Here is a 9,682-nt window from a genome sequence, read left to right as displayed (position 1 = left end):
CCGCATCAGGCACTGAAGATGATGACGCCTGACCAAGCCTATGCCGCTACATTAACCACCTGACCTGTGCAGAAACCGATGGGTCATTACAAGCATTTCTTCCGGGGCCCGTTTGGCTTCATCGTCGGACCGCTCATGGCTCGGCGGGGTCTGCGCAAAGCGGAGCGGCGTTACCCGCAGGCCGCCTACGCGGCTCAGCAGCGCGACCAAGGCATCAGCTGGGCCCAGTGTAGGTGATGATCCCGTTGGGGGTGACCATGGGCATGGCCGCCACGGCCGTGCTGAAGTGGGTGCCGATGGCTCTATCTGTGATTTGGGAGCAGTTGGCCCGTTAATTCCGGCAGCGGCGCAATATGTATTCTCGAAAGCCCTAGGTCACCACACCTACGCCTCCATTTGCGTCGAGGGGGCCGCGACAGGATGAACCCCTTTACGAACAAGCCCGGCTTTTGCCGGGCTTGCTAATGAAGGTCAGTTCAATATTTGATCTAAATTAGATCAAAAGGCACGCTTGCGTGCGGCCGATTGGCATCGCGGATTTTCTTGCGGGAGCTTTCGTCCAATACCTTTTCGGTGTAGACCTTGGCAGTGGGAACCTGGCTTTTAACCAGAAGCTTGGCGCTCTCGTTCTGTCGCTGGGTGGGAAGAGAGGTTTTAAAATGCATCACATGTCACCTCCGCAAGACAAGAAATCGTTAAGAAAGACCATGGAGACCGAATTTTTAGCCAAGGTGAAATCCATGTAATCCCCTTCGCCAGCCAGCTTCCAAAAATCTTTCCCTCCCGGCAACCTTATCACGTCAGATACTTTCTTGCAACCCCCGAGTCCACGAGGGTAGTTGGGGAAACGAGAGATCAGATCCAAAGTGGCATTCGGAATAAAGCAGTCGAATCCGTACTTGGGCCAAGCGACATACCCCCACCAACGCGACCCCGCAGCGTAGTCCTTCCAAAGAAACCCTCCGGCCGCCCAGAGACGGATACGCTTAGCCCGAGGCAGTGAAGCGGCCCCATCCACCATCACGCCAATCATATGCCCAGCAATACCCTTTCGTTCAGGAATGTCAAGAAACATGACCAGCTTGATGTAGAGACTAGCCACATCAACCAGGCCATCCAGAAATATCACCACTTCCAAGTCCTGACTGAAATAGTGGTCGTTTTTCACTTGCAGCAATACGCCTGAGGGCACATTCTCCCCGTCATCAACTTCCGGCCACTCCCTCTTCTCCACAAGCGTTACAGTGGAGCCAGTGGGTGCCCCTGCAAGCTGAATGAGTGCGTTATCGTCTAGATTGAAGCCAAGAATATTGGCCAAATCAACCCCATTTCGGTGAACACGGCTGCTGCCGACGTTGAAGTGGACCGCCTTAAATTCGTTAGTTATCATAGGGCTCGATGGGAGTAAGTTGTTCACTTAGTTAGTTGCAAAACCAATGCCTTGAGTCCTGGAGAATAATTACTTGGACCGTTCAATTTTTCAGTAACAGTGAAGAGCCGTCCGTAGGTCGCGTGATGCTCGTCATCGAGCTCATGCCCAACGATTTGCGCCCTCAGCTCAGACACCACGCCAGCGCCCTGTAGTTCTTGGATAAAAGTCTTGCGGAGAGAATGAAAACCGCGCTTCGCTGGCTCCCAGCCCTTACCCACCTCGGCCAGATGTCGACTGAAAGCTTTAGTGATCCAGTTGCCCTGCCCGTTTACAGCAGTAGCCTTCGCAGCCGGGAATAGCCTTGTATCACCCGCTTTGCGCTTGCCATCGACCCAATCCAGGAAGCCCATCTTGAGGAGCTCGGGATGGAGCGGCACCGTCCTCAGGCTCACTTCGGTCTTTACCTTCTGGTGCTCGCCCTCGTCCGAAATACGGATGCATGGGATGCCGTCCTCCTCGAACACGTCCTTGATAAGCAGTTGGCCGACCTCCGACGCTCTGGCCCCCGTATAAAGTCCAAGGAGCGAGGCCCAGCGGGCCGACTCTGACAGCTTGGCGAGCGCTTCTGGTGCAAACAGGGCTTGAATCTGGGCCCTGTCGTAGGCTTTGAACCCCAACTTCTTTCGGGAGCGCTTCTCGCGCTGGGAGTAGCTCACGTGACCGCTCGCCGGGTTGTCGCCTCGGGGGTAGTGCCCCGACGCCATGGCCCACTCGAAGAACCCGCCCTTGCCTCCGATGTAGCTCTGCTTGTTGGTGAGCGTCGGAGTGGAAGCTCCCTTTTCCCGCATGTCTTGATACCAACGCGCCAGGTCTGACCTGGTGATGGCATGAACCTTCATCGTCGGCCCCAGGAACGCTACCAACGCCTCGATAGCCGTCTTCTTAATCGTGTAGGTCTTGGGCAGCGAGGAAGGCTTGAGCGTTGCCAGGAATGCGTCTCGGGCCTTGCCGAGCGTCATCGTCTCAATGGCGGGCGCTGCCGTCGCTGCGATTGATCCGCGAGGTGCCGGCATCGGAATGGATTGAGCCAAGACTGGCGAAGGACGCGACCGTGCATTCTCGGCATCCATCGCTTCCAACTCCATCATTAGGCGATAGAGCTTCAGATCCTTTGGACTGTCAATTTGCCACTGCTCAGTCACTGCCCCATCCGGTTGGCGCGTGCGGTTGAGCGTTAGTTCCTGGAGGTTCTCGGCGCTCGTCAGTCGAGCAATGAGCAGGTCGGCATCAGACTTGCTGATCTTGGCCACGCGTTGATCCTTCAACTGTGCGAAGAGTCGAGCATAGCCCGCCCCAAGCACCACCGCACGCACATGCGCCTGCGCCAAGTCCTTCGTTTGCAGGGTGCGTTTGATAAGCCGGCAGCCCATCACGGTTTGCAAATCGACGGGCACACGTTGGACGAACGACCAGCGGCCGGTGGACGACCGGCTCAAATGATGAGGGATGCGCATGCGAGTGTTTCCTCTGCATGCTTCCTGCCTCCAATCAAACCACCTAAAAAATTAATGATTTAAATCAATGATTTAAGGGTGACTGGCGGAGAGAGTGGGATTCGAACCCACGGAAGGTTTGACCCTTCGCCGGTTTTCAAGACCGGTGCCTTAAACCGCTCGGCCATCTCTCCGATGCTGCTGCGCGTGATCGCCGAAAGTATCGGTTGTCACGTGGGCGATCCGCATTGCGCGGGTGGCGCCCGACAGGGCCGCACGGTCATCGAGTGCGATTCTGCCAATCCCGGGATCGCTCCGGGCGCGCATTCTCGCATGCCCGGGCGTGCTTTGCTAAGCGGCATCGCTAGCCTTACGCGCCCGGCTTGCCGGGCGGCGCGTCAACCAGTGGGCTAACCCTACGCGGCGAAAGATACCGACTCGCCAGCGAGGGGCACCGACGCAATCAGCAGTGCGTCGCTCAGCCTGCTTCAGCCACCAGGCGCGGTGCGCCGGCAGTGCCTGCTGCACGCTTGAGCTTTTCGGCCAGTTCGGCGCAATTGCCGCCGCAGTCCAGGCGCGAGCGTTCGATTTCCTGCGGCAGGTGTTCGGCCAGGAAGTCGATGAACACCCGCACCGCCGGCAGCAGGCCGCGGCGCGAGGCGAACACGGCGTGGCAGATGCCCTGCGGCAGCGACCAGTGCGGCAGCACCACTTCCAGTTCGCCGCTGCGCACCGCTTCGGCGCAGACAGTTTCCGGCAGCATGGTGATGCCGAAGCCGTCGCGCGCCATCGATTGCAGTAGCGGAAAATCGAAACCGGCCAGCCGCGGCTGCAGGTCCACGCGGCGCATTTCGCCGTTGGGGCCGTGCAGTTCCCAGCGCTGATGCGCTTCGTCTTCGCTGGTGCTCATGGTGGTGTGGTTGGCCAGCTCGCTCGGGTCTTTCGGCCGGCCGGCGCGGTCCAGATACTTGGGGCTGGCGACCAACAATTCCTGCACCTGGCCGAAGCTGCGCATCACCAGGCTGCCGTCGTCATCCAGGCGCGAACGCACGCGTAGTGCGATGTCGTAGCCCTCGTTGATGACGTCGACGCGGCGGTTGCTGATGTTGAGCTGCAGCCGCACCTTGGGGTACTTGGCCAGAAATTCGGGTAGCAGCTTGGGCAATTGAATTTGCGCGAGCGAGACAGGAACGCTCACACGTACAAGACCGCGTGGCTCCGCACTGAGACGATCCACCACCTCGCGCGCGGCCTGGGCTTCGGCGAGCATGGTCTGGGCGTGTCGGTGCACGCTGGTACCGACGTCAGTGACGGCGAAGCGCCGCGTAGAGCGTTGCAGCAAGCGCACGCCCAGGTCGGTTTCGAGTTGGCTGATACGGCGGCTCAGGCGCGACTTGGGGATCCCCAGCGCACGCTCGGCAGCAGCGAAGCCGCCGTGGTCCACCACCATCGCAAAGTAGTACAGGTCATTCAGGTCGTGCATGGCTCAGGTATCCATGGATAGAACGATAAGTGATATTTAACCACCTTTATCCCAACAGAGCAACGACCTAATCTGCGCCCCTCCGCGGCGTTGCCGCTTGCCATAGGTCTTCGCCATGAAGCTGCTCCATCTCGATTCCAGCGCCCTGGGCGCCAACTCCATCAGCCGCGAACTCAGTGCCGCCGCCGTCGCCCAGCAGCGCCTGCTGCACCCGCAGCTGCAGGTGACCTATCGCGACCTGGACCAGGAGCCGCTTCCGCACCTGACCGGGCGCTCGTTGGCGCAGGCCGACGCAACCGAAGCGGCGGCGGCCGAACAGGCGATGCAGCAGTTTTTGGAGGCAGACGTCATCGTGATCGGCGCGCCGATGTACAACTTCGCGATCCCCTCCACGCTCAAGGCGTGGATCGACCGCATTGCGGTTGCCGGGCGCACCTTCCGCTACACCGCAACGGGGCCGGAAGGACTGGCTGGCGGCAAGCGCATCATCATCGCCAGCGCGCGCGGCGGCATCTATGCCGACCCGACCAACGATTTCCAGGAGCCGTATCTGCGCCAGTTGTTCGGCTTTCTGGGCATCGACGACATCACCTTCGTGCGCGCCGAAGGCGTGGCGTATTCGCCAGAGCATCGCAGCAATGCGCTGGCGCAGGCGCTGGCCGAACTGCAGCAGCCGGCAGAAGCCGTAGCCTGAGCGCGCAGGCTTTGTGCGGCTGAGATTAGGGAGTCGGGATTGGGGATTGGTAACAGCCGATTTCCGATAAACCGGGGAGTTCTACGTGACATCGCTTCCAGCACGGCACGCCGCGCAGGGTGTCGTCCTGCTACTGCGCGGTGATGGCAGGCGTTGTTGCACACCACGGCCGCGTCATGCCCCCGCACGCGGCGCGCCTTGTGCGCAATAGCCGGTGTGGACTGCTGGTGGGGACAGTGAGGCCTGCACAAAAGAACGGGACCAGCGATGATCCCGTTCTTTTGTGCGTTTTTTAGTGTCTGTGGCGGCAACGTCACGCGCTACCCGCACGGCGTGATCAAAGACCAGACTCCGCCTGCGAGCACAGCACTGGCGTCCAGAACCATGCGACACGGACGTATGTTCTTCAGCCGACGCCGACCGCGACAAGCCCGATGCAGCCGCTTTCAGCCGATGCGTTCCAGCCCGCCCATGTACGGGCGTAGCACCTGCGGCACGTCGATCGAGCCATCGGCGTTCTGGTAGTTCTCCATCACCGCGATCATCGCGCGGCCCACCGCAGTGCCGGAGCCGTTGAGCGTGTGCATCAGCTCCGGCTTGCCGCTGGCCGGGTTGCGCCAGCGCGCCTGCATGCGCCGGGCCTGGAAATCGCCGCAATTGGAGCAGGACGAAATCTCGCGGTAGGTGTCCTGCGACGGCAGCCACACTTCCAGGTCGTAGGTCTTGATCGCAGCAAAACCCATGTCGCCGGTGCACAGCAGCACCTTGCGGTACGGCAGACCGAGTTGTTCCAGCACCACCTCGGCGCAGCGCGTCATGCGATGATGCTCGGCCTCGCTGTCCTCCGGCGCGCAGGCAGTGACCAGTTCCACTTTTTCGAACTGGTGCTGGCGGATCATGCCGCGTGTATCGCGCCCGCCGCTGCCGGCTTCGGCACGGAAGCACATCGAATGGGCGGTCATGCGCAGCGGCAGCCGCTCGGCATCGACGATGTCGTCGCGCACGATATTGGTGAGCGGCACTTCGGAGGTGGGGATCAGATAGCGGCGCGATTCGCCCACTTCGGTCTGGAACAGATCGTCTTCGAACTTCGGCAACTGCCCGGTGCCGCGCATCGACTCGGCATTGACCAGCAGCGGCACATTGGTTTCTTCGTAGCCGTGCGCGCCCACATGCAGATCGAGCATGAACTGCGCCAGCGCACGATGCAGGCGCGCGATCGGCCCGCGTAGCACGGTGAAACGTGCGCCCGACAACTTGGCGGCGGTTTCGCCATCCAGCCAGCCGTGTGGCGCGCCGAGTTCCACATGGTCCTTGACCGCGAAATCGAAACTGCGCGGCGTGCCCCAGCGCGACTGCTCGACATTCTCGCTCTCGTCCTTGCCCAGCGGCACATCGTCGGCCGGCAGATTGGGCAGGCCCAGCGCAATGATTTCCAGCTTGGCGCGGATCGCATCCAGCGCTTCTTCCGAGGCCTTGAGCTCATCGCCGAAGCCGGCCACCTCGGCCATCAGCGCGGCCACATCTTCGCCCTTGGCCTTGGCCTGCCCGATCGCCTTGGACTTGGAATTGCGCATGCTCTGCAATTCCTGCGTGCGCACCTGGATCCGCTTGCGCTCGCTCTCCAGCGACTCCAGTTCCGCAGTGTCCAGGGAGAAACTGCGCGTGCTGCGCAGGCGCTCGGCAAGGTCGGCGGGATGTTGGCGAAGCAGGGCCGGATCTAGCATCGGAAGTCTGTGTGTCGGTAGGGAGCACCAGATTATCGCCTGTTCCGCCACCTGCTGCGATCGATTCACTGGGGCTATGCCAGAATTACCGCGATCCTTCAGGTGAGCCCTATGCCCGCGCCCCGCCCTGCATCCGATCGTCAGATCGTCCTGCGTCTGCCCCGCCACACTCTGAAAATTGCCGGTATCGCCTTCGGTGCCGGCCTGCTGCTGTTCCTGCTGGTGTGGGCCACCGGCCGCAAGGACGATTTTTACAAGGCCTCTCCGACACAGCCGACGGCTGGCGCGCCGGCCGCCGACGACACCATTCAACCGCTGCCGGCGCCGCTGCCTGCCCAGGACGGCGCCAGCGACATGCCGCAGGCCAAGCCGCCCGAAGAAACGCCAACCCTGGTGGAGACCGCACCAGCGGCCCCACCCGCGCCGGCGCCGTTGCCGGAAAACGCCGCGCCCGCTGCACCCGGTACTGCAGCGCCCTCCAACGCGCCGGTGGCAGGCGGCAACCGCCCGGTGCCCATGCAAGGCCAGATGCCACCGCCGCGTTATCCATCGGCAGCGCTGCGACGTGGCGATGCCGGCGACGTGGTCGTGCGCGTGGATGTCGATGCCAGCGGCAATCCGGGCGGCGTGACCCTGGTCCAGCGCAGCGGCTCGCGCGATCTGGACCGCGCCGCGATGGAAGCGGTACGCCATTGGCGTTTTCACCCGGCCCAACAAAACGGCCAGCCGGTGGCCGGCAGCCTGGATATTCCCTTCGAGTTCAAGCCCGCGCAGTAAGCGCAGCCAAGCCGGGCGCCGGACCAGCAGACGCCACACACCGTGGCGAACACATGCAATGGGTTGTTTTGCAAGGGATTGGGTGGCGCTGTCTGGACGACGAGCGGCAGTGCCGTAGCGCCGTCAAAACATCACCAAACTGAACGACTGCGGCCCAGTAACAGCAGCTCGGGCGTTCGCCTTAGCTGCGCCTCAGGCAGCGCCGACCAGACTGGTTGTGTCATCCCAAAGATGCGCCCGGAGGCCGGCCATGTCCTTCATCTCGAATCCCTCTTCACACCACACGCCGTCGCTGTCGCGCTCCGCCCCTGCGGCGTCCGGGCGTGGACAGAACACGCAGGATGACAGCGCCTCGCCATGGCTTTGGGCAACGCTGCTGGCCTTGTTGGTGGTGATCCCGGCCTGGTGGTGGGCCAGGCACAGCGACGAGTCGCTCGCCACCGACACCCGCCCCGCGCCTGCCGCGAGCCGGCAGATTCTGCCCAGCGCGGATGGCCCGCGCGCGATGACCATGATTGCGCATCAGCCGGTACGCGCGGCGATCAGCAGCGTGGATGCCAAGCCATTACCGGGCAATACGATGCCCAGCTACCCGGCCGAGGTGGAACGTGCCGGGATTCAGGGCAGCCGCACCGCACGTCTGCAGCTGGACATGCAAGGTCAGGTTCGTGCGGTGACCATCGTCGACCGCAGCGGTAGCAACGACCCGCGTCTGGACGCAGCGGTGACCGAGAGCCTGCGCCAGTGGCGCTTCGAACCGGCCACGCGCGACGGCCATGCGGTGGTCAGCAGCGTGCAGGTGCCGGTCGAGTTCAGCCCAGAGCGCTGAGCCCAAAACCGGCGCCCTGCGCCAGAGTGTCGAAGCCCGGGAACGACGTGGCGACGTTGGCGATGTCGTTCACCTGCACGGTGCCGGTCGAACGCTGGCCGGCAATGGCAAAGGCCATCGCAATGCGGTGATCGCCATGGCTTTCGATCACGCCACTGCCAATCGTACCGCCGTGAATCGTGGCGCCATCCGGGGTTTCATCGACCTGCACGCCGAGCGCGCGCAGGCCGGTGGCCATGGCGGCCAGGCGATCCGATTCCTTGACCCGCAATTCGGCCGCGCCGGTAACGACGGTCTTGCCGTTTGCAGCCGCAGCGGCGACGAACAAGGCCGGGAACTCGTCGATCATGTCCGGCACCAGCGCTTCGGGGATCTGCGCACCGTGTAACGGCGCATAGCGCACGCGCAGATCGGCCACCGGTTCGCCGCCGTGTTCGGCATGGTTTTCTTCGCTGATGTCCGCGCCCATCAAGCGCAGCGCAGCCAGCAGCCCGGTGCGACGCGGGTTCAAGCCCACTGCGCGCAGCACGACTTCCGAATCGGGAATGATGCTGGCAGCCACGATGAAAAACGCTGCCGACGAAAAGTCCCCAGGCACTGCAATGTCGGTCGCACGCAAGCGCTGGCCGCCACGCAGGCGCGCGGTGCCCGGCGAGAACGCGATCTCCACACCGAACGCAGACAACATGCGTTCGGTGTAATCGCGCGTGGGGTGCGGCTCGGTCACCGAGGTCTCGCCTTGCGCGTACAGACCCGCCAGCAGCACCGCCGACTTGACCTGCGCACTAGCGACCGGCGACACAAACTCGATGCCGTGCAGTGCCTGACCGCCGTGCACATGCAAGGGCGGCGTGCCGTCGTCCTGGGTCTGGATCTTTGCGCCCATCTGCGCCAACGGGCCGGTCACGCGCCGCATCGGCCGCTTGGACAAGGACGCATCGCCGACCAGCACGCTATCGAAACGCTGCGCGGCCAACAGGCCGGCGAGCAGACGCATGCCGGTGCCGGCGTTGCCGCAATCCAACGCCTCGGTGGGCGGCTGCAAGCCATCCACGCCGACGCCATGCACAATGCGCTGCGATGCAGAAGGCGTGTCGATCCGCACGCCCAGCCTGGCGAAGATGGCCGCGGTGGAGCGCGTGTCTTCGCCTTCAAGAAACCCGTCGATCTGCGAAATGCCATCGGCCAGCGCGGCAAACATCACCGCACGATGCGACACTGACTTGTCGCCGGGAATGGTCAACGTACCGCGCAATGCGCTGCCCTGCTGCGCGATCCAGTGTTGCGTGCTGCTGCTCATGCGAATG

At 62.8% G+C, this 9,682-nt stretch carries 9 protein-coding genes, 1 tRNA gene and 1 pseudogene; 4 read left to right on the top strand and 7 right to left on the bottom strand.

Annotated features, from left to right (window positions below; translation table 11 throughout):
• The first annotated feature begins 78 nt into the window (after positions 1 to 78).
• Positions 79 to 335: pseudogene (locus XdyCFBP7245_RS24595) on the top strand (hypothetical protein).
• A 153-nt stretch (positions 336 to 488) separates the two neighbouring features.
• Here the strand turns inward: XdyCFBP7245_RS24595 and XdyCFBP7245_RS24080 are convergent.
• From XdyCFBP7245_RS24080 to XdyCFBP7245_RS20175, 5 genes are all read right to left on the bottom strand, one after another.
• The gene (locus XdyCFBP7245_RS24080) at positions 489 to 665 is read right to left on the bottom strand and encodes a hypothetical protein (RefSeq protein ID WP_158255528.1); all 177 of its coding nucleotides are present in this window, start codon (positions 663 to 665) and stop codon (positions 489 to 491) included.
• Positions 665 to 1,390, bottom strand: a complete 726-nt coding sequence (locus XdyCFBP7245_RS20190) for a hypothetical protein (RefSeq protein WP_104617207.1) — start codon at positions 1,388 to 1,390, stop codon at positions 665 to 667. The genes XdyCFBP7245_RS24080 and XdyCFBP7245_RS20190 overlap by 1 nt, the downstream gene beginning before the upstream one ends.
• A 23-nt stretch (positions 1,391 to 1,413) precedes the next feature.
• Positions 1,414 to 2,886 (bottom strand): site-specific integrase, encoded by a 1,473-nt coding sequence (locus tag XdyCFBP7245_RS20185; protein ID WP_170068723.1) that lies wholly within the window; start codon positions 2,884 to 2,886, stop codon positions 1,414 to 1,416.
• Between the two features lie 83 nt (positions 2,887 to 2,969).
• A tRNA-Ser gene (locus tag XdyCFBP7245_RS20180) sits at positions 2,970 to 3,059 on the bottom strand.
• Between the two features lie 284 nt (positions 3,060 to 3,343).
• Positions 3,344 to 4,348 (bottom strand): LysR family transcriptional regulator, encoded by a 1,005-nt coding sequence (locus tag XdyCFBP7245_RS20175; protein WP_104617206.1) that lies wholly within the window; start codon positions 4,346 to 4,348, stop codon positions 3,344 to 3,346.
• 115 nt (positions 4,349 to 4,463) lie between these two features.
• On the opposite strand from XdyCFBP7245_RS20175, the gene XdyCFBP7245_RS20170 reads away from it, so the two are divergent.
• Positions 4,464 to 5,042, top strand: a complete 579-nt coding sequence (locus XdyCFBP7245_RS20170) for an FMN-dependent NADH-azoreductase (RefSeq protein ID WP_104617205.1) — start codon at positions 4,464 to 4,466, stop codon at positions 5,040 to 5,042.
• A 446-nt stretch (positions 5,043 to 5,488) separates the two neighbouring features.
• On the opposite strand, the gene serS is transcribed toward XdyCFBP7245_RS20170, so the two are convergent.
• Positions 5,489 to 6,769, bottom strand: a complete 1,281-nt coding sequence (serS, locus tag XdyCFBP7245_RS20165; protein WP_104617204.1) for a serine--tRNA ligase — start codon at positions 6,767 to 6,769, stop codon at positions 5,489 to 5,491.
• Positions 6,770 to 6,880: 111 nt separating this feature from the next.
• On the opposite strand from serS, the gene XdyCFBP7245_RS20160 reads away from it, so the two are divergent.
• Positions 6,881 to 7,546, top strand: a complete 666-nt coding sequence (locus tag XdyCFBP7245_RS20160; protein ID WP_170068722.1) for an energy transducer TonB — start codon at positions 6,881 to 6,883, stop codon at positions 7,544 to 7,546.
• A 250-nt stretch (positions 7,547 to 7,796) separates the two neighbouring features.
• On the top strand, positions 7,797 to 8,375 hold the full coding sequence (locus tag XdyCFBP7245_RS20155) for an energy transducer TonB (RefSeq protein WP_104617202.1): 579 nt from the start codon (positions 7,797 to 7,799) through the stop codon (positions 8,373 to 8,375).
• Here XdyCFBP7245_RS20155 and aroA read toward each other — a convergent pair.
• Positions 8,359 to 9,675: a 3-phosphoshikimate 1-carboxyvinyltransferase gene (gene aroA / locus XdyCFBP7245_RS20150; RefSeq protein ID WP_104617201.1), complete on the bottom strand. Its 1,317-nt coding sequence runs from the start codon at positions 9,673 to 9,675 to the stop codon at positions 8,359 to 8,361. The two genes, XdyCFBP7245_RS20155 and aroA, sit on opposite strands and share 17 nt — an antisense overlap.
• Positions 9,676 to 9,682: the final 7 nt, after the last annotated feature.

Source organism: Xanthomonas dyei (assembly GCF_002939865.1).
GTDB classification, from domain to species: Bacteria; Pseudomonadota; Gammaproteobacteria; order Xanthomonadales; family Xanthomonadaceae; genus Xanthomonas; species Xanthomonas dyei.
Note: the sequence above shows the minus strand (reverse complement) of the source record. Positions and strands in the feature narration are given on the sequence as shown.

Excerpts from the sequence above, each read along its gene's own strand:
- XdyCFBP7245_RS20190 (WP_104617207.1), bottom strand. The coding sequence starts at position 1,390 with ATGATAACTAACGAATTTAAGGCGGTCCACTTCAACGTCGGCAGCAGC.
- XdyCFBP7245_RS20160 (WP_170068722.1), top strand. The coding sequence starts at position 6,881 with ATGCCCGCGCCCCGCCCTGCATCCGATCGTCAGATCGTCCTGCGTCTG.
- XdyCFBP7245_RS20185 (WP_170068723.1), bottom strand. The coding sequence starts at position 2,886 with ATGCGCATCCCTCATCATTTGAGCCGGTCGTCCACCGGCCGCTGGTCG.
- serS (WP_104617204.1), bottom strand. The coding sequence starts at position 6,769 with ATGCTAGATCCGGCCCTGCTTCGCCAACATCCCGCCGACCTTGCCGAG.
- aroA (WP_104617201.1), bottom strand. The coding sequence starts at position 9,675 with ATGAGCAGCAGCACGCAACACTGGATCGCGCAGCAGGGCAGCGCATTG.
- XdyCFBP7245_RS20170 (WP_104617205.1), top strand. The coding sequence starts at position 4,464 with ATGAAGCTGCTCCATCTCGATTCCAGCGCCCTGGGCGCCAACTCCATC.
- XdyCFBP7245_RS20155 (WP_104617202.1), top strand. The coding sequence starts at position 7,797 with ATGTCCTTCATCTCGAATCCCTCTTCACACCACACGCCGTCGCTGTCG.
- XdyCFBP7245_RS24080 (WP_158255528.1), bottom strand. The coding sequence starts at position 665 with ATGCATTTTAAAACCTCTCTTCCCACCCAGCGACAGAACGAGAGCGCC.
- XdyCFBP7245_RS20175 (WP_104617206.1), bottom strand. The coding sequence starts at position 4,348 with ATGCACGACCTGAATGACCTGTACTACTTTGCGATGGTGGTGGACCAC.